The organism is Ruminiclostridium papyrosolvens C7, from assembly GCF_000421965.1.
GTDB lineage: Bacteria > Bacillota > Clostridia > Acetivibrionales > DSM-1351 > Ruminiclostridium > Ruminiclostridium papyrosolvens_A.
Genome location: NZ_ATAY01000041.1, coordinates 1 through 22,266, shown reverse-complemented (window position 1 = coordinate 22,266; position 22,266 = coordinate 1). Strand labels below are relative to the sequence as shown.

Annotated in this window: 21 protein-coding genes, 1 tRNA gene and 1 pseudogene; 1 reads left to right on the top strand and 22 read right to left on the bottom strand. The window is 37.8% G+C overall.

Features of this window, described 5'->3' with window-relative positions:
* Window positions 1-161: 161 nt before the first annotated feature.
* The 21 genes and pseudogenes from L323_RS42095 to L323_RS32745 all read right to left on the bottom strand — a co-directional run bounded on the left by L323_RS42095 (window position 162) and on the right by L323_RS32745 (window position 19,213).
* Window positions 162-1,028, bottom strand: a complete 867-nt coding sequence (locus tag L323_RS42095) for a group II intron maturase-specific domain-containing protein (protein WP_431602532.1) — start codon at window positions 1,026-1,028, stop codon at window positions 162-164.
* Window positions 976-1,652: pseudogene (locus L323_RS42090) on the bottom strand (reverse transcriptase domain-containing protein). The gene L323_RS42095 and the pseudogene L323_RS42090 overlap by 53 nt, the downstream one beginning before the upstream one ends.
* Window positions 1,653-2,000: 348 nt before the next feature.
* Entirely contained in the window at window positions 2,001-2,126 is a 126-nt protein-coding gene (locus tag L323_RS41915; protein WP_278244977.1) for a hypothetical protein, read from the bottom strand.
* A 289-nt stretch (window positions 2,127-2,415) separates the two neighbouring features.
* A complete protein-coding gene (locus L323_RS32825; RefSeq protein ID WP_020815904.1) occupies window positions 2,416-3,084 on the bottom strand; it encodes a hypothetical protein in 669 nt (222 codons plus the stop codon).
* A gap of 201 nt (window positions 3,085-3,285) precedes the next feature.
* Window positions 3,286-3,361 (bottom strand) — tRNA-Ala (locus tag L323_RS32820).
* A 79-nt stretch (window positions 3,362-3,440) separates the two neighbouring features.
* Window positions 3,441-4,076 (bottom strand): thiamine diphosphokinase, encoded by a 636-nt coding sequence (locus L323_RS32815; RefSeq protein WP_020815903.1) that lies wholly within the window; start codon window positions 4,074-4,076, stop codon window positions 3,441-3,443.
* A gap of 19 nt (window positions 4,077-4,095) precedes the next feature.
* On the bottom strand, window positions 4,096-4,764 hold the full coding sequence (gene rpe / locus L323_RS32810) for a ribulose-phosphate 3-epimerase (RefSeq protein WP_020815902.1): 669 nt from the start codon (window positions 4,762-4,764) through the stop codon (window positions 4,096-4,098).
* Window positions 4,761-5,678, bottom strand: coding sequence for a ribosome small subunit-dependent GTPase A (gene rsgA, locus L323_RS32805; RefSeq protein ID WP_020815901.1), 918 nt, complete (start codon window positions 5,676-5,678; stop codon window positions 4,761-4,763). Before rsgA ends, rpe begins: the two co-directional genes overlap by 4 nt.
* Before the next feature lie 15 nt (window positions 5,679-5,693).
* A complete protein-coding gene (gene pknB, locus L323_RS0120820; RefSeq protein WP_031342113.1) occupies window positions 5,694-7,577 on the bottom strand; it encodes a Stk1 family PASTA domain-containing Ser/Thr kinase in 1,884 nt (627 codons plus the stop codon).
* A 13-nt stretch (window positions 7,578-7,590) separates the two neighbouring features.
* Window positions 7,591-8,316, bottom strand: coding sequence for a Stp1/IreP family PP2C-type Ser/Thr phosphatase (locus L323_RS32800; RefSeq protein ID WP_020815900.1), 726 nt, complete (start codon window positions 8,314-8,316; stop codon window positions 7,591-7,593).
* A gap of 26 nt (window positions 8,317-8,342) precedes the next feature.
* Entirely contained in the window at window positions 8,343-9,392 is a 1,050-nt protein-coding gene (gene rlmN, locus L323_RS32795; RefSeq protein WP_020815899.1) for a 23S rRNA (adenine(2503)-C(2))-methyltransferase RlmN, read from the bottom strand.
* A 10-nt stretch (window positions 9,393-9,402) separates the two neighbouring features.
* Window positions 9,403-10,752 (bottom strand): 16S rRNA (cytosine(967)-C(5))-methyltransferase RsmB, encoded by a 1,350-nt coding sequence (rsmB, locus tag L323_RS32790; RefSeq protein ID WP_020815898.1) that lies wholly within the window; start codon window positions 10,750-10,752, stop codon window positions 9,403-9,405.
* 53 nt (window positions 10,753-10,805) lie between these two features.
* Complete coding sequence (locus tag L323_RS32785; protein ID WP_020815897.1) at window positions 10,806-11,504, bottom strand: zinc metallopeptidase; 699 nt, start codon at window positions 11,502-11,504, stop codon at window positions 10,806-10,808.
* A gap of 29 nt (window positions 11,505-11,533) precedes the next feature.
* Window positions 11,534-12,298: a DUF116 domain-containing protein gene (locus L323_RS32780; RefSeq protein ID WP_242835296.1), complete on the bottom strand. Its 765-nt coding sequence runs from the start codon at window positions 12,296-12,298 to the stop codon at window positions 11,534-11,536.
* Window positions 12,279-13,217 (bottom strand): methionyl-tRNA formyltransferase, encoded by a 939-nt coding sequence (gene fmt / locus L323_RS32775; RefSeq protein ID WP_020815895.1) that lies wholly within the window; start codon window positions 13,215-13,217, stop codon window positions 12,279-12,281. The genes L323_RS32780 and fmt overlap by 20 nt, the downstream gene beginning before the upstream one ends.
* Window positions 13,218-13,257: 40 nt before the next feature.
* Complete coding sequence (gene def / locus L323_RS32770; RefSeq protein ID WP_020815894.1) at window positions 13,258-13,737, bottom strand: peptide deformylase; 480 nt, start codon at window positions 13,735-13,737, stop codon at window positions 13,258-13,260.
* A gap of 31 nt (window positions 13,738-13,768) precedes the next feature.
* A complete protein-coding gene (gene priA, locus L323_RS32765; RefSeq protein ID WP_020815893.1) occupies window positions 13,769-16,225 on the bottom strand; it encodes a primosomal protein N' in 2,457 nt (818 codons plus the stop codon).
* 45 nt (window positions 16,226-16,270) lie between these two features.
* On the bottom strand, window positions 16,271-17,227 hold the full coding sequence (locus L323_RS32760; RefSeq protein ID WP_020815892.1) for a polyprenyl synthetase family protein: 957 nt from the start codon (window positions 17,225-17,227) through the stop codon (window positions 16,271-16,273).
* A 9-nt stretch (window positions 17,228-17,236) separates the two neighbouring features.
* Window positions 17,237-17,773 (bottom strand): Gx transporter family protein, encoded by a 537-nt coding sequence (locus tag L323_RS32755; protein ID WP_020815891.1) that lies wholly within the window; start codon window positions 17,771-17,773, stop codon window positions 17,237-17,239.
* On the bottom strand, window positions 17,770-18,177 hold the full coding sequence (locus L323_RS32750; RefSeq protein WP_020815890.1) for a NusG domain II-containing protein: 408 nt from the start codon (window positions 18,175-18,177) through the stop codon (window positions 17,770-17,772). Before L323_RS32750 ends, L323_RS32755 begins: the two co-directional genes overlap by 4 nt.
* Window positions 18,161-19,213: an FAD:protein FMN transferase gene (locus L323_RS32745; RefSeq protein ID WP_020815889.1), complete on the bottom strand. Its 1,053-nt coding sequence runs from the start codon at window positions 19,211-19,213 to the stop codon at window positions 18,161-18,163. Before L323_RS32745 ends, L323_RS32750 begins: the two co-directional genes overlap by 17 nt.
* A 131-nt stretch (window positions 19,214-19,344) precedes the next feature.
* Between L323_RS32745 and L323_RS32740 the strand changes: the two genes are divergently transcribed.
* Complete coding sequence (locus tag L323_RS32740; protein WP_020815888.1) at window positions 19,345-21,099, top strand: NAD(P)/FAD-dependent oxidoreductase; 1,755 nt, start codon at window positions 19,345-19,347, stop codon at window positions 21,097-21,099.
* Between the two features lie 75 nt (window positions 21,100-21,174).
* Here the strand turns inward: L323_RS32740 and L323_RS32735 are convergent, their stop codons facing one another.
* Entirely contained in the window at window positions 21,175-21,864 is a 690-nt protein-coding gene (locus L323_RS32735) for a single-stranded DNA-binding protein (RefSeq protein ID WP_020815887.1), read from the bottom strand.
* Window positions 21,865-22,266 lie beyond the last annotated feature (402 nt).

Genomic DNA, 22,266 nt, shown 5'->3' with positions numbered 1-22,266 from the left:
TTACTTCATCTATATCCTCACAACTGCGGCTAACAGATTTGCTTGTCATTACCTGTGAGATAAACCTCTGCTTCTGTTCAACTATTTGGTCGGGTAGGTCGGCGGCATTACTACCGCCATCCTCCCTAAGAACCGTGCATGAGAGTTTCCCCTCACACGGCTCAAGCTTCTATAAGCCCTCCTTCGAGAGCCAGCATTTCACTGTTATTCAAGGCGTGGAGTTTTTCGTGACATTGTGGATGTACGAGACTTTTTACCATATTCGTTCCATTGCCAATTTGATGAATTCGGAGATCTGTTTCAAGAGTTATTTTGTCGTTGCAATAACTGCAACAGCCCTGCCGGGCTGTGTACAGCCTGTTTATGATGGTTCTCCCCTTGATTTCGTTTCTCATCTGCTTGTCGGCTCTTTCTTCAAAATATAGTTGCCATTCCGCATCGAAAGGATTTGCATCTGCTTTAATCTTGGTAAATCTTTTGATATCTGTATTTGTTGCATAGATTAAGCGGATATAATAGTCTTCGCCATTCTCCATTTTATCATCTGTAGGAACACTGAAAGTCCATGTCCTGTTCCCGATTGTATGGAAGTATTTCTTTGCTATCCATTTTCGACTTTTCTTGGGGTGCCGCCTTTTACACCACTGCCACAAACATTCCCAAATTTCATAATCAAGCTTTTCAAAGGATTGTGCAGATACGTTATACTTCTGATAGTTAACCCAGCCCCTAATGATGGGGTTCAGTTTTCTTATCAGAAACTCCTGTTTTGTCGATTGGTTACTTTTAATGACATCCCTAATTTTGTTGACTACCGCTTCAAAGTTTTTCTTAGAGGGTTTCGTCAGTAGCTTGTTTCCATACATTCTGACGTTACACCCAAGAAAGTCAAAACCGTCATTAATGTGCGTGATTAACGTCTTTTCTTCTGACAGCTCCAATCCTCTTTCGGCGAGAAATTCTATGATAATCGGTTTAACACCGTTTTCGAGAATTTCTCTGCTTTCTCCTGTTACGATTAAAGTCATCAGCATACCGGATAAAGTTTACCTTTGGAAAATATGCCTTGTTGTTCACTTTCCGCTTGTGGTATTTATCCTTGATTACTTTTTCTAAGCCATCCAGTACCATGTTGCAGATTGTTGGTGAAATGGGTGACCCTTGCGGGTAATGTTGTCAAAGCAACCCTTAATATCTCCCTCAAGCAACCATTTTGGAGATTTACCTTTATTCAGACTGGTAAAGCATTGCTCAATAGCGTCCTGTGTACATCTTTTAGCTCGAAACCCATAAGAGTTGGGGTCAGCAGTGGTTTCCGCAATCGGCTCCAATGCAAACTTAAATAACGTCTGCATGGCTCTGTCTGTCATGGTCGGGATACTCAAAGGTCTTTTCTTGCCGTTTTTCTTGGGTATATATACCCTTTTTAGTGGCATGGGGTTGTAACCTCTGCGTTGTAATTTTGCTATTGCCTGATATTTGTCCTTTGGTGTTGTCCAGATTTCTCCGTCAACACCTGCTGTCTTTTTGCCTTGATTTTCTGTGACTCTTTTTACTGCCAATGCTTTAGCATAAAAAGAGGTAGTGAGCAAGTGTTGCAGTGATTTCACTTTGTTTCTCTTGCCCTCCTGAAATGCTTTCACAATACGCATTTCAGGTTTTTAACGTAGCGGTCGGCTTTGTTCCAGTCAATGCTTTCCCATTGCCTTGCCACGTCAGAAGTAGCACACATTTTCATGTCCATTTGCTTTCTCCTTTCAAAATTCTGTAAATTATCTTGTGATTAGAAACCGAACGGAAGTCTGCCCACTTTCGTGTGGAGTAACATTGAAACTCCTATCCATCTCATTACAAAATGGCATTCGCTTTTTCGGTTTTCCTGTACCCGCAATGTTATCGGCATTCCTTACGGTCTGCTTTGCTAAAAGCAACAGTACGGGCTTACCATGTTCCACCTGATTAACAATGATAGTTTAGGTTCTACCTCTCCGCCGGCAGTCTTATGTCCGTGTAATCCCACTATGGAAAGGATTATCCGACTGCGTACCATTTTGGTTCAGGTCTATTAGCAGCTTTGACCTGTTCGCCTTAACGATGTTTATTAGTAGTTCACTTACATTAACCATGCTATCAAGCCTGCTCCCTAACCGTATTGTGCTAACAGTTTCGGCTCTGCCTCACGGCTCGCCTCAAAAATAGGGCTACATTTTCATATCAGCTTACCACATCGCCGTTACCAGCAATGCAGTTGATATTAGGCTCAACTTACGGAAAAGTTGGTTTGGTCGTAATGCCAAACAGTTAAATCAGGCGACTTCATGTCGCACCCAAAGGTAGGCATCGAAGGTGTCTTTTGTAACATACCTAAATATCTCTACTTCCTCGTTTTCGTTTCCCTGCCTTAGTATTCTTCCTTCACGTTGTTCTATATCTGCAGGCCTCCTGTATTTTTTCTTTTATCTGCTTAAATATTTTGTAACTGCCGTCATCGTTATTCTCATTATCTTCAAGCTTTACGATTCCGCTATATATAGCCTTCATCTCAGTTTCACTAAGCAGCTTGCTTTTTCTCAGAATTCCTGACCTGACGGCAAAATTCTCCTTTGCACCAGTATAATTATCACTAAAGTAATTCCCTGAGTGAACACCCAATCCTCCATTGTCTTTTTCCCATGTGACATATTGATAGCTATTAACCCTGTGCATGGAAGAATTTATACCTTCTGATTCAAATGAAGCAAGTATAACGTTATTGTATTCAGCTAAAACCTTATAATGTTTGAGTCCTTCAACTTGCATAGGATCAGCACTGGTAAAATTCCTTTCCTGTTCCTGAAGGTCATTTATAAGGTCCCGGATTGAATTGACTTCCTCCTGATCAGAAGCATGGTGGTATGTAATCGTACCTTCAATACAATTGATATCACACATATCTCTACCATCTTTTGTTACACATATTTTTTCAGTATCCCAGTTGTTTTCCTTTCTGCTGGTATTAACTGAGGTAGCACCATAGCCCATCATTCTTAATCTGTAAATCAGCTTTGTGGATATGGCTTGCGAAACAGAATTTTCTTTTTTCATTTATAATCTCCTTTCTAAAATTTTAAAGAAAATAAAAAAGACAGCTTATGTATGAAGCTGCCTTAATAACTTAATTCAAATAACTCAGTTGTAAAAAACCCTACATCTATATACAGTTTTTTGAGTGGTACCTCTCATCAAGTGTCCGATCTTATATAAAATAAAAAACCACAAGACCTTGGCCTTGTAGTTTTTTATTTTTGGTGGAGCATAGGGGACTTGAACCCCTGACCCCCACACTGCCAGTGTGATGCGCTCCCAACTGCGCTAATGCCCCTCGCTTATTACATGTTCAATCCAATATTAACATGATTTTTTACTATTGGCAACCACATTTTTACTGCACTATTGGTATATTAATCTCTGGATAGGCATACAAGTAAAATCCCACTTTTAATACTAACCGAAGCTGTTTCTTCCTCAAATTCATTACTAATCCCCCAGGAAGTTCCTAAAACCATAGTGGCATTAATAAGCGGATATTTTAAGCCGCTTGTACTTACACCTGTAACTTTTTCTGTTATTGGAATTAAAGAGAGCTTTCGACCCTCTTTTTTACTAAGGCTGAAATTTGAATTAAACATATATATTTCGTTATGTTCGTCTACAATAGAGCCTCTAAGTCCAATATCCAGCATTTTTTTTAGAAGCATAATGTTTGCAAAGGAATGGTCAATTCGTGTGCCCAATGCACCTAAGAAGACCACTTCGTCAGCTCCAAACTCCAATGCCTTTTCAATAGCAAGCTCTGAATCAGTCATGTCCTTTTCAACAGGAAACTTTGATACATTTATTCCTTTGTTTACATAATAATCTAAGTCCTGCGAATTGGCAGAATCAAAGTCACCAATCAGAATATCCGGATTAATTCCCATTTTCCTCAGGTGACCCGCCCCTCCATCAACAGAAATAATGTAATCTGAAACAAGTATGTATTTTTTTATTTTGTCATAATCACTGATTGAACCATTACAAACACAAACAGCTTTCATTTTACCTCCAACCATGGAATTACAATGCACTTCTATTGTAGGAATTCAGTTTTAAGCTTCTAATCGCTTCTCCAACGTCATCCTGTTTAAATACGGCAGACCCTGCAACAATTACATTGGCTCCTGCCTTTGTTACGATATTTATATTGTTGGCATCAATTCCGCCATCAACTTCAATATCGGCTTCAAGTGCATTTCTTATCATCATGTTTTTTAATTCTGAAATCTTTTTTGTAGAGTGGGGTAGATAGGATTGGCCTCCGAAGCCAGGATTAACGGTCATTATAAGTACCATATCCACATCCTGCAATACAAAATCCAGTACAGTCAGCGGAGTTGCCGGATTTAAAGCTACCCCTGCTTTCTTTCCGCAATTTTTTATCATTTGAATTGTTCTGTTCAGGTGTTTGGCAGCCTCAGCATGTACGGTTATGATATCAGCACCTGCTTGTGCAAACTGCTCTATATAAGCATCGGGGTTTGATACCATCAGATGAACATCAAAGGGTCTATTTGTGTATTTACGTAAACATTTAACAACTCCCGGCCCGATTGTTATATTTGGCACGAAATGGCCATCCATAACATCGATATGAATAATATCCGCACCGTTTTTATCGATTTTTTCAATTTCACTGCCAAGACATGAAAAGTCAGCTGATAAAATTGAAGGTGCAATTTTAATCATTTTATCACTCTCCTAGATTCGGTCTTTTTTCCTTTATATTGTGGAATGTCTTTTAAGGCTTTATATAATTGTATATATCTTTGATATCTGTTGTTGTCAATTTCGCTTCGTTCAAGTGCTTCTATGATCCTGCATCCAGGTTCTGTTATATGACTGCAGGAATTAAACCTGCAGGTATTAATATACGGCCGGAACTCGGGATAATAACTTTCCAGTTCATTATACGTGATATCTGAAATCTCAAAAGAACTAAACCCGGGGGTATCTGCCACATAACCGCCGTATTTAAGTTCGAGAAGTTCTGCATGCCGCGTAGTATGCTTGCCACGTTCTATCTTGTTGCTTACACTTCCGGTTTCCATAACCCATGAATCCATAATATGATTTAAAATGGTTGATTTCCCTACCCCCGACTGGCCGGCAAAAACAGTAATATGCCCTTTTAGTTCTTCCTTTAATAGCTTGTAGCCGACATTCCGGACAGAACTTATTTCAACTAATTCATAACCGGCCAGAGAGTATGCGTTTCTGATAATTTTAGCAGTACCGTCATCAAGGTCAATCTTGTTAATACATATTATAACTCTGATGTTTTTTGTTTCTGCGGTAATTAGCAGCTTGTCCAGCAACATATAATCAGGGTTTGGTGCTTTAGCAGCTACAACAATGGCTATTTGGTCAACATTGGCAATTGCCGGGCGCACAAGTTCTGACATGCGTGGAAGTATTTCATCAACATTTCCAAGCTTTTTAGCTTCGTCAATAATGCTAAAACCCACCCTATCTCCAGGAAGGGGTGTAACAGAATTCTTCCTGAATACCCCTCTGAGCTTGCACTCATAAATATCCTCTGTTTCTTCTTGCTTAACGTAGTAAAAACCACCAATTCCCTTTAGTATTATACCAAGCGGCAAAATGAACCTCCTATTTTACTTTCCATCAGGGTTTGTTTTATTATCTCCGTCTCCGGAGCCGTTATCCGGCTGTTGTGTACCTGAGGTTTCCTGATCTCCGGATGTATTACCTTTACCACCTTTACCGTTACCTTTTGTATTATCTCCACCCGCATTACCACCGGTTTGAGTATCGGATGGTTCACTCTGGCTCGGACTTGCAGGTGCTTGTTGTTCCTGAGGTGTAAGCCAGATTGTTACCGTTTCACCAGGAGCAACTTCAGAGTACGCTTCAGGTGCTTGTTTATTAACGATTCCATTTGTAGTGCCTGCCGGAAGCACACTTCCAAGTGATAATTTTGCATCTTTAAGAAGTTGTAGAGCGACACTTTCGGTTTTTCCAACCAGATTCGGCACTTTTATTAATTTAACTTCCGCACCCTTGCTAACAAAGATCGTTACTACTGTTTCATCTATAATTTCTTCATTCGCTTTTGGATCTGTACGGATTACATAATCTTCCTTAACATCCTCATTAAATTCTTCTTCAATTCTATATTTTATATCCTGACTTTCAAGTTTACTTTGGGCATCCCTATAATCCTTATTTGTTACATCAGGGACTTTTTTGCTCTTGGGGCCGTTACTAATGGTAAGCTCAAGATTTGTAAAACTACCGTCCCTGTACTCTGTTCCTGGTTCCATACTCTGATCATATATTACACCTTTATCTACTGCATCATTATCCTGCCAGTTCTCGGTGTAATTGATTCCTCTTTTAACTAAATCATCCTTAATATCTTCAAATTTCTTATTACGATAATCAGGCATAGTATTTACTTTATTATCAGTTCCGCCTTTTGTTAACAAACCTATAGTTATAAATAACAAAACTCCTATAACTACCACACTGGCAATACCGGCCAGCCAATAAGTAGTATTGTTTTTCTTTTTTTGTTTTTCGGACTCATACTTTTTATTATTTACATTGGTCGGCCTTGTACTTACTCTCACAGTGCTGTCAATATCGTCTGAATTTACCGATCTCATTCTAATCGTTGACTGGCTTGAAACAGAATTATGACCTATAAACCCACCCTGAGGCTGTACAAGAACTGTGTTCAAATCGCTGAGCATTTCCGTCGCAGACTGATAACGCATATTTTGCTCTTTTTGAATAGCTTTCATTATTATTTCATTTACACCATATGGCAAGCTCGGAACTAGCTTATGAGGCTCCAACGGCATCTCCTGAATGTGCTTTAACGCCACTGCTACAGGTGAATCCCCATCAAAAGGAACCTTGCCGGTAACCATTTCATAGAGTGCTATTCCCAATGAGTACAGATCAGATTTTTCATCTATAAAACCACCTCTTGCCTGCTCCGGAGAAAAATAATGTACCGAACCGATGGTACTACCAACCATAGTAATTGTAGAAGAGGTTACTGCACGTGCTATTCCAAAATCCGTGACCTTCGCAATACCTTCTTTGGTCAGTAGGATATTGTGCGGCTTTATATCTCTATGTACAATGTTATTCTTGTGAGCATGTTCAATTGCTGAACAAATCTGTATGGTTATTTTAACTGCATCTTTCCAGTTTAACGCACCATGCTTATTCAAATAGTCCTTTAAAGTCATACCATCGACATATTCCATAACAATGTAATGGATATCGTCCTGATGTCCTACATCATAAATTGATACGACATTGGGGTGTGAAAGGCTTGCAACAGCCTGAGCTTCTATTTTAAACCGTTTTACAAACTCATCATCGTTTGTAAATTCTGTCCGTAATACCTTTACAGCCACAAACCTGTTTAAAAGTGTGCATTTTGCTTTATATACGACAGCCATTCCACCGCCGCCTATTTTTTCCAGTAAAAGATACCTGTTTCCTAAAATTTGACCTTCCATACTTCACCTCATTTTATATTTTCCCAATGATTACGGTTACGTTGTCTTCCCCGCCTTTATTATTCGCATTTTGGATTAAAGTATCACAAGCATCCTGAGGATCCTTAGTATTAGTAATTATATCCAAAATTTCATCTTCTTCTATCATGTTGCTAAGTCCGTCTGTGCATAAAAGTATAACATCATTTTCTTCAACGTCTATTTCATATGTATCAACCTGCAAATCAGGTTCATATCCTACAGCACGGGTAATGAGATTTTTTTTGGGATGGTTTATTGCTTCATCCTTTGTTATAGAGCCGTTTTTAAGCATTTCTTCTATAAATGAGTGATCCCAGGTTACTTTCTCAATTGTTTTGTTTCTTATCAGGTAAACTCTGCTATCACCAACATGGCCGATATAGAGTTTCCTGTTTTTAAGTACAGTTATAATAAGTGTAGTCCCCATACCCTGGGTAGAAATGTCAAGCAGTGAAAAATTGTATATCTCTTCATTCACTTTAGTTATTATATTTTTTAATAACTCAGGAATATCTTCTGTCGACCAATCAGATTTCAGAAGGTGATTGCAGACTGAGTCAACTGCCTGTTTACTTGCGACCTCACCGCACTGGTGACCACCCATTCCGTCAGCTATGACGAAACAAACAGGAATTCCGGGATAACCTACCAGAACATTACAATTATCCTCATTTAGCTGTCTTTTCAATCCCCTATCAGTTTTAATACCATACTTCAAACAAATCACTCCTGAAATAAACACTTTTAAGATTCATAAAGTAAATTGGCACTACTGTCAATTTTATTCTTTCTAAGCTGGCCACAAGCCGCATTAATATCGCTGCCGAGTTCCCTTCTTACGGTAGTCTCAATACCTTTAGACTCCAAAATGTTCTTAAATTTATCTATGTGAATTCTTGAGCTTTTTTTATAACCATTACCTGTAACGGTATTTACCGGAATCAAATTTACATGACAAAGCATTCCTTTCAATAGTCCCGCTAACTCTCTGGCATCCTGCTCAGAATCATTTTCACCTGAAATCATTGCATATTCAAATGTTATCCTTCTTTTTGTACTCTCTGTATATATCTTACATGCTGAAATTAATTTGTCAATACAATAAGCCTTATTAACCGGCATCATAGCCGACCTTTTGTCATCCCTTGCGCTATGAAGGGAGACTGAAAGGGTTATGGGAATATTCTCCTGTGCAAGCTGTAACATTCTAGGGACTACACCACAGGTTGAAAGTGATATATTACGCATTCCTATCATCAATCCATCCGGATGATTTACTATCTTTAAAAACTTAATTACATTTTCGTAATTATCCAGCGGTTCCCCTATTCCCATCAATACAATATGGCCAATCCTGTTTCCGGAGTCCTCTTGCATAGTCATGACCTGGTCAAGCATCTCTCCGGGAGTCAGATTACGTGAAAACCCTGCTCCTGTGGATGCACAGAATTTACAACCCATTCTGCACCCTGCCTGAGAAGAGATACAGACTGTAAAACCATGCTTGTACTCCATTAGTACACTTTCAATAATATTACCGTCCTCCAGCTCAAATAAATATTTGACCGTAGAATCAATTTGTGATTGAAGCTTATCAACTATTTTTAACCTGCTTATTTTTGTAACTTTTTCTAATTCATCTCTTAATTGCTTTGAGATATTAGTCATATCAGCAAATGTTCTGATTCCGCTGTTTATCCATTTAAAAATCTGCTTTGCTCTGAATTTCTGCTGTCCCATCTCCGACAGCATCTGTTCAAGTTCTTCCAAAGTCATATCCATTAAATTAATCATTGTAGGTAATTTATTTCTCCCTTTTTATTTTACTTATAAAAAATCCATCTGTCTGATATATATTCGGATATAATTGAATATATCCTTCTGCTGAACTGGCAATATCGAGAGTTTGAGGCATAAGTTCCCGAAAACCCGTCAACGAAAAATCAGGATTTTTAGCAAGGAAATCCTGCACAATTTCCAGATTTTCCTGAGGCTGTATTGTACATGTACTGTAAATCATGTATCCTCCAACCTTTAAATACTTTGAAGCAATTTTAAGTATCTTCTGCTGGAGGCCGGTTATCTCCTTTAGCTCATGCTCTGTCCTTGAATATTTAATATCCGGTTTTTTTCTGATTATCCCCAATCCCGAACAAGGTGCGTCTATTAATACTCTGTCAGCTTTTCCGATGAGGTTTTCATCAAGCCTGCATGCATCAAGAATTTCAGTTTTTATGATATCTATCCCCAATCTGCTGCATGATTGCTCTATTAGATTCAGCTTGTGCTGATAAATATCTCTTGCAATAACTGTACCCTTGTTCTTCATAAGCTGTGCCATATGTGTTGCCTTGCCCCCTGGGGCACTGCATACATCAATTACAGTTTCACCTTCTCTTGGATCAAGGATTTTCGCCGCCAGCATTGAACTCTCATCCTGAACCTGAAAATAACCTTTTTGGAAGGTTTCAAGGTTGGATATTGACGATGGGTTTTTCAGTACAACTGCTTCTTCAACGTACCTGCCCGGTTCTGCATTTATTCCTTCTTTATGTAGTGCTTCCAACAGAGTTTGCTTGTCTGTTTTTAAGGTATTTGTCCTGATAACGAAATCAGGTACCTGGTTGTTACTTTTTAACAATTCCTCAGTAAACTCTTTCCCATATAAGTCTATCCATTTTTGAACCATCCAAACGGGATGTGAGTATAAAATGCTTAAATAGCTTGCAATATCACTTTTATCCGGGTAAGCAATGCTATCCTTGCTCTTTGAAATATTTCTAAGTACTGCATTAACAAATCTGCTCGAAGCCTGATGCCCGTATCTTTTTGCAAGATCAACTGCTGTGTTGCAGGCTGCCGAAACAGGTATTCTGTCTGTATGAAGAAGCTGGTATACACCAAGTCTTAAAACATTTTTAATCCATGGTGACAGTTTTTTAAGCTTAATACTGGAGTATTTTCCTATAATGTAATCAATCTGCAAAAGCCATTTCACCGTACCATAAACCAGTTCTGTTGCAAATGACCTATCAATCTCTCTTAGCTTGTCATTATCAAGATATTTGTTAACTGAAATATTTGAATATGCTTGATTTTCAGTAATATCATATAAAATCTTTAATGCTGTTTCTCTTGCCAAATCTACTGCCACATTAACCTCCATGAGCCGAAAAGCGTCTTTTTTAATAACTTGATACCTTACCACTAATCCCTGTTCCTGCGTTGGTTTGCAAGCAACAGTAAACGCAGAAAACTGGCAATTGCAACCAACGCTGATGCCACATAAGTCATAGCTGCTGCATTTAATACTTTTTTCGCAGAAATAAGTTCTTCACTCATAAGTATCCCAGTGCTGCCCAAAACCGAAATCGCCCTTTTACTGGCGTTAAACTCTACCGGTAGAGTTACAAGGTAAAACAATATCGCTGCAAAAAACAAAAGCAGTCCGACATTAATTATTATCGGCCAGCCTAGAAACAATCCCAATATTGCAATGTACGGACCGGCTGAAGAACCAAACCCGGCTACCGGAACCAAGGTACTTCGTAAAACAAGAGGCCCGTATTTTACTTTGTGTTGTATTGCATGCCCGGTTTCGTGGGCTGCAACGCCTATAGCGGCTACAGAAGTACTTGCATAGGTGGATTCAGATAACCTAAGGACTTTTTTTCTGGGGTCATAATGGTCTGTCAGCTGGCCACCTACCTGAGTAACTTCAACATCCTGTATTCCGTTTACCTGAAGCAGATAACGAGCAACCTCCGCTCCTGTCATATGTTTGGAATTACCGATTTTACTATACTTATGAAAGGTACTTTTAACCTGTATCTGCGCAATCATTGATATAATCAGTGCCGGAACAACCAGTATCAAGTAGTATCTGTCCATATAAAAAAAGCCCATAATACTTGTCCTCCTGTTTATAATCCAATCTATGCTACATTAACTGTAATCTGTCTTATTTTCTCAATAAGTCCTTCTACATCTACATCTGTATTTATACACGGCCCGTTTGGTTGTTTATTTATAATACCAATTACCGGAATACCCTTAATATCTGAAATACCACTCATCAAATCCCTTTCACATGCTACAGATATTATAATACCCGGTTTTGTTTTTTTTACTATATTTCTAGCTACTGTACCACCTGTTGCAACAAACAGGCTTATTCCGTTCTCCTTTGCGTATTTTAAAAGCACTCCAATCTTGCATTTACCGCATTGACGACAAAGCTCAGGGTCGGAAGTGACCTTAAGTCCACACTGGCTGTTTTGGAGACAGTGTGGAAGGAGTATCATGATATCTTTAGGATTATACTTTTTATTATAGGATTCCACCACAATATTATTTAATTCAATATAAAAATATCTCATACTCTTTTTTTCTTTACTGTTTGATTTTGTAAATAGAACAGCAACAGGCATTAGAATCCGTAACCCAAGCTTTGTTAGTGCCAAAGTTAATCCTGATGCTTTTTTCTTTTTGAATGTATGAAAAATAGCCCCACTCATAATAGCTAAGGCACCAATGCAAAAACCCACAGCTGTAATCAATACAATTAGTATGGCACTATAAACGTCTATTGAAGCATTTACGTAAGCGGCTCCAAATAATATCAACAGTGATATAAAACCCGTCAATATAATAATTAAAATACGTAAAAATGCTTTAAAATTAGTTTCCAAGCTTCTCACCTATGCTAATTTTGTGTCCTCTCAAATAATCGCTGACTTTCATCCTTTTAGAAGAATCAAATTGCAGCTCACTTATCAATATGTAGCCATCAGAGCATTTTACCAGTAATCCGTTATCATCAACCTTGACAATTTCTCCGGGGTAATGACTTTGATTATTCTCTAAGTTTAAAATGCTGGTTTTCCAAACCCTCATTTTACTTTCGTTTAAAAATGTGTACGCTCCCGGCCAGGGATTTGTTCCTCTTACGAGGTCATGTACCTGTTGAGCTGTTTTATTCCAGTCCATAAGCCCTACTTCCTTTGTAATAATCGGGGCATATGATGACAAGGAATCATCCTGTGGCTTTCTTACAAGTGTACCTTTTTTAAGTTCTGAAAGAGTTTCTTTTAATACTTGGGCTCCTAAAACAGCCATTGCGTCATGCAAATCTCCGGCTGTCATATCGGGGCCTATTTCAAGCTCCTTTTTTAAAAGCATATCTCCTGTATCTAGTCCTATATCAGTGAACATAGTAGTAATACCTGTTACTTTTTCACCGTTTATAATTGACCACTGAATAGGAGCCGCTCCCCTGTATGCGGGCAAAAGAGAACCATGTACATTTATACATCCCAGTGTTGGTACATCAAGCATCTCCTTTGATATAATTTTTCCATATGCAGCGGTAACCAGCAAATCCGGACTCAATTCCCTGATATGTTCAACAAATTCAGGTGTCTTAATTTTTTCAGGCTGGAGAACTGTAATACCGTGTTCTAATGCAAATTCCTTAACAGGCGGAGCCGCCAGTTTGTTGCCTCTGCCCTTTGGTTTGTCAGGCTGAGTAACAACTGCAATAACTTTATATCCTTCATTTATAAGCATTTCAAGACTGGGAACTGCAAATTCAGGTGTACCCATAAAAATTATCTTCACTACTAACTCACTCTCCTAAATAACCGTGGTATTTCATATACTAATCTTCTTGCATTTCCTCAAGTTCTTTTGCAGTGTACATCTTATGTGCCTTATCTTTATACAAAATCCCATCCAAATGGTCTAGTTCATGGCATATGGCCCTTGCGAAAAATTCAGTGGCTTCGATGGTTATACTCTCGCCGTTTCTATCCGTATATTTTAGTGTAACATTCATGGGACGCACAACCTTTCCCGAAATCCCGGGGATACTCAGGCAGCCTTCCATGCCATCCTGTTCTCCGCTTTGTTCCAGAATAACCGGATTAATCATCTCATATAAGCCTTCCCCGACATCTATAACAACCATCCTTTTGAGAACACCAATCTGCGGAGCTGCCAAACCAACACCGTCAGCTCTGTACATAGTATCTGCCATATCCTCTAAAAGAGAAAGTATTTTTTTATCAATAGTATCAACCGGCCTGCTTATCTTTCTTAATACTTCGTCCCCATCTTTCCTTATTTGCCTATAAGCCATAACCAACCTCCAATTATATATATCTTTTCTATTATAGCATATTATAAGGATTTATATCTATGCTCATAGTAACATCTTTGTCCTTGTTATTTTTCCAAAACTTATCGCCCATGGCTGATAACCGTTGGATAAGCAACTCTACATCCCGTTCCTTTACAACAAGCCTCCAGCGGTACTTGTTGGCAATCTTGGGTATCGGGCATCTTGATGGCCCGAGTACCAGAGTGTCTTCCGGACACTCTTCACAGAGCAGAGGTTTCATGCTTTTAGCAGCCTCAAAAACACCTCTGTCGCGTTTACCTGAAAAGGTAACTAGTGCAATATTCGTAAACGGCGGATAATCAAGCCTTTTACGAATCATAATTTCCTGAGTGTAAAATGATTTAAAATCATGGCTGCATGCTGCAATAATACTGTACTCATCAGTATTATATGTTTGTATGATTACACGACCTCCGATGTCTCCTCTTCCAGCTCTTCCCGAAACTTGGGTAAGAAGCTGAAAAGTCCTTTCAGAGGCTCTGTAATCACCGGTATTGAGCATACCGTCTGCCGCAAGCACTCCTACAAGAGTAACATTAGGAAAATCATGCCCTTTGGCTATCATCTGTGTGCCTACCATGATATTTATATTTTCATTTTTAAACCGGCTCAGTATTTCCTCGTGTGCATTTTTATAGCCTATTGTGTCCATATCCATACGTATTACAGAAGCCTCTGGAATACGCTTTATAACTTCCTCTTCTATTTTCTGTGTTCCTATACCAAAATACCTGATATTTTCACTTTTACAGGATGGGCATTCGGAAGGATTCTGTACGGTGAATCCGCAATAGTGGCAAATCAGTCTTTTAGTTTTTGAATGATATGTCAACGCAATACTGCACTCTGGACATTTCATAGTATAACCACAATTCCTGCAAATTACAAAAGTTGAAAATCCTCTTCTGTTAAGAAACAAAATACTCTGCTGATTGTTGTCTTTATTTTTTAGAAGCTCTTCTACCAGTCTTGAACTAAAAGGCGTCTTATTTCCGTTTTCCAGTTCAACCCTCATATCAACAAGCTCAACTTTTGGCAGGACTGCGGTTCTGGGTCTGTTTTGCATTTCCAGAAGGTGTATTTTCCCCGTTTCCGTATTGTAATATGTCTCAACAGAAGGTGTTGCAGACCCATATACAAGCAGACAGTTGTTAATTTCACATCTTTTGCGGGCAACATCCTTTGCATTATATCTTGGCATAGATTCAGACTTGTAGGAGCCTTCATGTTCTTCGTCTATAACAATCAATCCCAGATTTTCCATAGGAGCAAACACCGCGGAGCGTGCTCCTACTACCACATCGACTTTGCCGTCTCTTATAAGTTTCCACTGGTCAAATCTTTCCCCAAGGGAGAGTTTTGAGTGTATTACAGCAACTCGGTTTCCGAATCTAGAAACAAATCTCTCTACCATCTGAGGTGTCAGTGAAATTTCAGGCACAAGTAAAATAGCCTTTTTCCCCAATAAAAAGCAGTGGGAAATAAGCTGAAGGTATACCTCTGTCTTTCCGCTTCCCGTAATACCATGAAGCAATGTTTCTTGAAAGTTTCCGCAGTCTAGCTGTTTCTTTAAATACGCCAGAGTATGTGCCTGATCCTCCGTGGGCGGAAGAGGTTCTGTCTTTTCATAATGCTTGTCCTTAAGAGGGTTTCTCTTTATTTCAAGACTCTTGTAGCTTATGTACCCATGTTTGCTAAGAGTATCAAGTACGGAAGTTGTGACACCGGCAAACCTTTGCATATCACTAACGGAAACAATTTCATTATCAAGAAGTATCTCAAGAACTCTTACATGTTGGATCCTCTTAATCTGGTTGTTTTCAAGTTCATCTATTATCTCAGAGGTTGGTCTTGCAAGGCTGACAGCTTTAACCGTCTTTGCATTAACCTTTTGCTCATAGCTTTCCTCCATGGAAACCGCCCCGGATTGGCACAGTTCTTCAATAGCTGGCTTAAATCCCTTTATAGTACAAAGACCTCTAAGTTCTTCATACTCACATTCCCCACCGCAATCGGCAAGAACACTTAAAACCTTTTTCAAACCTGCTTTTTTAAAATCTTTATAAAAATCATTATTAATCTTTATATTCTTAACTGTTTTTACACTTATACCTGGAGGCAACATACATTTAATTATGTCTGAGTATGTACATATATACCTTCTTTTCATCCATTCCAGAAGCTGTATACTGTCATTTGTCAAAAGCGGGTAAGGCTCCAGTATTTCTCTTATTTCTTTATATACAATTGGCTTATCTTCAAAAGCCAAAGGGTTTGTTTCCATGACAAACCCTTCTCTTACCTGCTCTCCGCTGCCGAACGGAACAAGAACCCTGCAACCTTGAAAAATCTGTTGAGACAAGTTTTCAGGTACACTATACGTATATTTTTTATCAAAAGCTCTGGTTGTATTGCTTAGCACCACTGATACAGTTGTTACTTTCATTATGTCGACTCCATATTACATATTCTAAAGAACCACTTTATTATATCAGATATGCAATTTATTTATCAAATCGGCAAGAATATCTCTTGCCTCGCTTTTTGGAAGCTTTTCTATCTCGCGGAAAGCCTTCTGCCTATATCTTTGTATGTAACTTTCAGTATATTCCATACCTCCTGAAGAACATATCTGAGAAATTATGTTATGAAGTTCTTCATTTGACTTCTCCTCTTTTCTCCAGTAATTTTCAACCTTCTCGTATATTTCCTTATTATTTTTGCAAGCATAAATTCCCGGAAGTGTTAGTATCCCCTTGGAAAGGTCATTGTAGACAGGCTTTCCCCATTCCGAATCACCGCTTTTGTAATCCCGGTAATCATCAATCATCTGAAACATAACTCCGTAGTAAAATCCGAGTTTTGAAAGGCTGTTTGTAGTACTGTGATTACATTTTGCACATAATGCACCTAAAGCACAAGAAGCAGCAAAAAGTACTGCTGTTTTTCTAGAAATTCTTTTCAGATATGAAGGAACTGATAAATTCATTACATACTTATCTCTGTATTGATCTACTTCTCCCTCACAAATTGTCTTTACTGCCTTAGCTGCTATTGTCAGCTGGTTTGCTGGAACAATATCTGCAAGCATCAAAAGTGCCTTAGTATACAAAAAATCACCGCAGTAGATAGCCATATCTGTTCCGTATTTTTTGTAAACTGTTTCCCTGTTTCTCCTATATGGTGAGTAATCCAGAACGTCATCGTGTATTAGGGTAGCTGTATGAAGCAATTCTACGGCACTTGCCAGCTGAACAAGCTTGTCCTGCCGTATTTTACCGAAATATGATGAAACAATAACCATTGCAGGCCTGAGTCTCTTACCTCCTGCACCCACTGTATCGGCAATGGCCTGAACCAAAAGCTGGTTTTTTGAAGTAACGTTTGTGCGTAGATTTTCCTCGACTTTCTCAATATCACTGTTTAACCTTTGGTTTTCAAAAAACATAATAACCCCTTATAAATTTGATATAATATTTAACCTTTTCAAGGCTCTCACAAAAAAGGTGCTGCATATCCCTACAAAAGTCCCCATAATAATTCCGGACAAAAGCAATACAGGTAAATAAGCTATAACAGACAAATCACTCATTATAAAGCATGCTACCAATATCTGCCCGACATTATGTGCTATTGATCCGGCTATGCTTATTCCAATCAAGCTTAACCACCTCTCCATATATTTTAACATTATCCACATAATCAGTGTACTCAAAATTCCTCCACATATACTAAAAGCAAAAATTACCGGCCCCCCCATAAACAGGGATGAGAGAATACATTTCACCAAAACTATTGCCATAGTATTTGATAGACTAAAAAAGATTAAGGAAACAATAGTTATTATATTTGACAATCCAAGCTTTATCCCGGGAATCCCCATTGGTACCGGAAACCATGATTCAACAACTGACAACACCAACGCCTGAGAAGCAAGAACAGCCAGTAGTACCATTTTCTTTATGTCAACTTTATTTTTTATATACAATCTCACTTTACCACTCCATCCACATTTTGATTCTTGTCTTGCTCCAGCTTAATAATCATTTTATTAGGAAGACAAACAGCTATTTCCCCCGGATGGCTGAGCCAGCCTGTTTTTACACAAACCTTGTCAGGGCAATCCGATTCAAGAAAGCAAATTCTGTTTTTTTCTGCTACAATAGTTGCCTTATGCAATCCTGATATATTAATTACTTCCCTTTTTTCCACACTTTTCAGGTTAATTTTTCTGATAACTTTGTCGTTCTTTTTTATTATTGCCGTAATACCCAAGTTATCAAACGGACTTCCACTGGTATTGCTTAAACTGACTGCATTTTCTCTGCCAAAAAATACTACTGACAATATACCAAGAACTATTACTAGCAAAAGAATTATGTCACCCTTTTTCAACATACGTAAACTCCCCACTTTCATCCTGAAAATCAAAGTCCTTTTTAAGGTTTTCAGTTATATAAACCTTTTTATCTTTAGTAATGAATATAGCGTCAACACCATCAAGTTTTTTCAGTAATTCTTTAGACTTTTTCAACCCCATTACAAATGTTGCAGTTGACAGAGCATCGGCACTAATGGAACTGTCCGTAATAATGGTTGAACTAATCAAATCCGAATTACTGGGGCATCCCGTTCTGGGATCTATGATATGGTGATATCTGATACCGTCTTTCATAAAAAATCTTTCATAGTCTCCGGAAGTCACTACAGTTTTGTCTGAAACCCTTAGAATACCAATATATTTACCGTCCGCGGCTCTTGGATTTTGGATTCCTATTCTCCAGGGTGTATTATCTGGTTTATTACCAACTACATAAACATTTCCTCCAAGGTTTATGTAAGCTGATTTTATTCCATCTCCACGACAGATTTTAACGGCTTCGTCTGCGGCATACCCTTTAGCAATAGCTCCAAAATCAATCATCTGTCCCTTTATTGGAAGCCTGAAAGTCATTTTATCCCGGTTAAAGTCAATAGATTTGTAATTAACAAGTTTTAAAAGTTCATTAATCCTGCGCTTTGAAGGTACATGAGGATGATCAGTAAAAACTCCCCATTCCTTGACCAAAGGCCCTATTGTTATATCAAAAGCGCTATTACTTAATTTGGAAAATTTATCAGCTGCAATTAAAATGTTATATATATCGCTATTAATACTAAATACCTGCGGTTGTCCTGAATTACTGTTAATCCTGCTGACAGTACTTGTTTTAATATTAACGGACATATTTTCTTCAATGCTGTTTAACTTTTGGATAATCTTGTTGGCAGAAACTTCAGCATTACTGCCATAAATTCTTTGGGAAATTACGGTACCCATTTGAAAACTTTCTTTTTCAACATAATCATCACTGGCATTACTCTTTGAACATCCGCTTAGATAAAAAGAAACTATTATAAACGATAAAAAAATTAAAATGCGGTTATTTTTCATACAACTCACCCCCATATAGTTACGAATATGAATACAATTCAGGAAAAATATGCATTATATAAACGTACAAATTTATTTATAAATGTTTCCCTGAAATTTCTACTTTTATAACAAAAACAGGAGAGATAATCATGTCCAGAAAAATAGTAATCGTAGGTGCAGGTTATGCAGGAATAGAAACTGCTTTATACCTACAACGAAAAAAGAAAAAGAAAGATGATTTATCGATTACGATTATAGATAAAAATTCGTATCATACACTGTTGACAGAGCTCCACGAAACTGCCGGAAACAGAATAGACTCAGATGGAGTTATTGTACCGCTTAGAGATATATTTCAGTACACTGAAGTTGAAATAGTAAAAGATGAAATTGTTAAATTTGATATGGAAAGTAATATTATTTCATCAAATAAAAATCAGTATGAATATGACTATCTTGTTTTAGCCTTTGGAAGTGAACCCAATTATTACGGTATACCCGGAATGAAGGAATACAGCTACCCACTTTGGTCATTTAAAGATTCAATCAGGATAAAAGAACATATACTTGATTGCTTTGAACTTGCCTCTCAGGAAAATGATGAAATCAGAAAAAAATCTCTTTTGACCTTTGTAGTCGGCGGAGGGGGCTTTACTGGCATTGAGATGATGGGCGAATTGGGAAGATGGGTTAAAAAACTTTGCATTGACTACGGTATTTCCCGGAATCAGGTAAGTCTTTATCTAATAGAAGCCCTTCCCAAAATACTTACAATACTAAATGAGAATAATGTTAAAAAATCTATGGATTATCTTACTTCTGCTTTGGGAGTTAATGTACTTCTTGAAAGTGCAATTACAAAACTTGATTCTGAAAAGGTGGAACTAAAAGACGGACGCTCAATAAATACACGTACCCTCATCTGGACTGCCGGAATAAAAGCATCCTCACTGACTGATGAAATAGACACTGAAAAGAACAGAACTTCAAGAGTTGTTGTTGACGAATACACTAAAACAGCCTTTAAAAATGTATATGCAATAGGCGATGTATCTGCTTTTACCTATGATGATAAAATTCTTCCTCCTCTTGTAGAATCAGCAGTGCAAACGGGTAAAAATGCAGCTGTTAATATTCTCGCTGATATCAGAGGCACTGAGAAAGTTAAATTAAAGCCTAAACTGCATGGTGTCATGGTTTCCATAGGGAGTAATTTTGCCGTTAGTGAAATAATGGGAAAGCAGCTGCCTGTATGGTTATCCATACTCATGAAGTACATGGTTAACGTCCATTATCTATTTGGTATCGGAGGCTTTGAACTTGTTATAAAGTATCTGAATCATGAATTAATGAACAAAAGACATAGAAAATCGTTTCTGGAGTACCATTATACCCGTAGATCAGCTACAATATGGCTTGTGCCCCTAAGACTGTTTCTTGGTTACACCTGGCTTATAGAGGGATACAATAAAATAAAGGAAGGCTGGCTGACTTCACCAATGCTTGCAGGCTTGCCGGTTGATGGTGCTTCCAGTGCTTCTATTACGGAATCGGGAGAGAAAATATTCAGGATTGTTTCCTCCCATACACCTGAGTGGTATGCATGGATAGCAAACCAATTAGTCATTCCAAACGCTATTCTATTCCAAATAATGATAGTTTTAGCTGAAGTGGGACTTGGACTTGCATTTATATCAGGAACATTTACATTTATAGCTGGTCTTGCCGCAATTGCTTTAAACATAAATTTTCTTCTTTCAACAGGCTTGTATGAGACAAGCTGGTGGCTTATCCCTGCTGAGATTGCTATTTTGGGAGGTGCAGGAAGAGTATTTGGCATTGACAGTTACCTTATGCCGGCATTGATGAAGCTATGGAGATACCTTGTTAGACGAAGCTCATAAACTAAAAAAACCATCACACTCTGTTCAAAAACTGAAGCAATGTGTGATGGTTTTTGTCTGTATGTTTATAGAGAATTATTCTTCTGTTGAACTTTGGATATCATCATTTTCATCGTTTTCATTTTCTTTAGTGTCTGACGGTTCGGATATTTCCATTTTAGAGACTGAAACCTCATAAGCTGTTTTTGTTAAAGTTTCCCCTGACTCAAGCTTTTTTTGATATTCTCTGCTTTGGATTCTTCCCCATATCTTAATATTGTCTCCGATAGACAGGTTCTGAGAATACCTGGCATTTCTGCCCCAGGCTATGCATGGGATATAGTCTGATTTATTATATGGTCTGTTAACCGCCACAAGTATATCTGTTATTTCCCTTCCAAAAGGAGTCATTCTATATATGGGTGACTTACATATATAACCGTTCAGATAAATCTGATTAGGATTTTTTATTCTTTTATCTTCATCAATAAAAACGACTTCCCTTGCAAAAACAGTAAGCACAAGTTTATTTGACTCACTTTTATAGCTGTTATATGATCTGAATTGACCCTCTATTTCCAACAGTGAGCCAATAACAAGCTTCTCCTTTGGAACCAGACGTTCTGAAAATGTAACAGATATCTTATCACTGCTTTCACTTAATCTGGGTACATCTAAATGAAAAGAATAAAATCCTTCTCCATATACCTCATGACTATATTCAACCTCTGAAACTACTCTTCCTGAAATGGTCACTACGTTATTTTCTATTACATTTCCGACCATTTACCCCCCACTCCTCTCTTTTGCTGTTGTGTCTCTCTTTTTTATTTATCTAATGTAATGTGTATTCCAAAAGAATACGATTTAGAATATTTTTTCTTAGTTTTTTAATTTTGTCCATAAGAATGAAGGTGCCTAAAAGTTATTGCCAAAATAATACAATCACCATATATTATATTACAAAATAACTCAAAAAGAAATCATTTATTCTACAAAAATCACCCTTGTTTTTTGGTTGAGTTTCTATTAGTAAGTCATACCTTTCATTTGACATTCCATATTTTTATATTATTCCTAAAGACATGTTTAATTTTATCATAATTTTACATAAAGTGCTATATTATATATATAATTGGCACTTGCATAGAGTGAAGATGAGGGAAATACAACAAAGCCTCAAGCTAT

Bases quoted from the DNA above. Each gene is read 5' to 3' on its own strand.
- L323_RS42095 (WP_431602532.1), bottom strand. From the start codon at position 1,028: ATGACTTTAATCGTAACAGGAGAAAGCAGAGAAATTCTCGAAAACGGT.
- L323_RS41915 (WP_278244977.1), bottom strand. From the start codon at position 2,126: ATGGTTAATGTAAGTGAACTACTAATAAACATCGTTAAGGCGAACAGG.
- L323_RS32825 (WP_020815904.1), bottom strand. From the start codon at position 3,084: ATGAAAAAAGAAAATTCTGTTTCGCAAGCCATATCCACAAAGCTGATT.
- L323_RS32815 (WP_020815903.1), bottom strand. From the start codon at position 4,076: ATGAAAGCTGTTTGTGTTTGTAATGGTTCAATCAGTGATTATGACAAA.
- rpe (WP_020815902.1), bottom strand. From the start codon at position 4,764: ATGATTAAAATTGCACCTTCAATTTTATCAGCTGACTTTTCATGTCTT.
- pknB (WP_031342113.1), bottom strand. From the start codon at position 7,577: ATGGAAGGTCAAATTTTAGGAAACAGGTATCTTTTACTGGAAAAAATA.
- rlmN (WP_020815899.1), bottom strand. From the start codon at position 9,392: ATGATTAATTTAATGGATATGACTTTGGAAGAACTTGAACAGATGCTG.
- L323_RS32785 (WP_020815897.1), bottom strand. From the start codon at position 11,504: ATGGGCTTTTTTTATATGGACAGATACTACTTGATACTGGTTGTTCCG.
- def (WP_020815894.1), bottom strand. From the start codon at position 13,737: ATGGCTTATAGGCAAATAAGGAAAGATGGGGACGAAGTATTAAGAAAG.
- priA (WP_020815893.1), bottom strand. From the start codon at position 16,225: ATGAAAGTAACAACTGTATCAGTGGTGCTAAGCAATACAACCAGAGCT.
- L323_RS32760 (WP_020815892.1), bottom strand. From the start codon at position 17,227: ATGTTTTTTGAAAACCAAAGGTTAAACAGTGATATTGAGAAAGTCGAG.
- L323_RS32750 (WP_020815890.1), bottom strand. From the start codon at position 18,177: ATGTTGAAAAAGGGTGACATAATTCTTTTGCTAGTAATAGTTCTTGGT.
- L323_RS32745 (WP_020815889.1), bottom strand. From the start codon at position 19,213: ATGAAAAATAACCGCATTTTAATTTTTTTATCGTTTATAATAGTTTCT.
- L323_RS32740 (WP_020815888.1), top strand. From the start codon at position 19,345: ATGTCCAGAAAAATAGTAATCGTAGGTGCAGGTTATGCAGGAATAGAA.
- L323_RS32735 (WP_020815887.1), bottom strand. From the start codon at position 21,864: ATGGTCGGAAATGTAATAGAAAATAACGTAGTGACCATTTCAGGAAGA.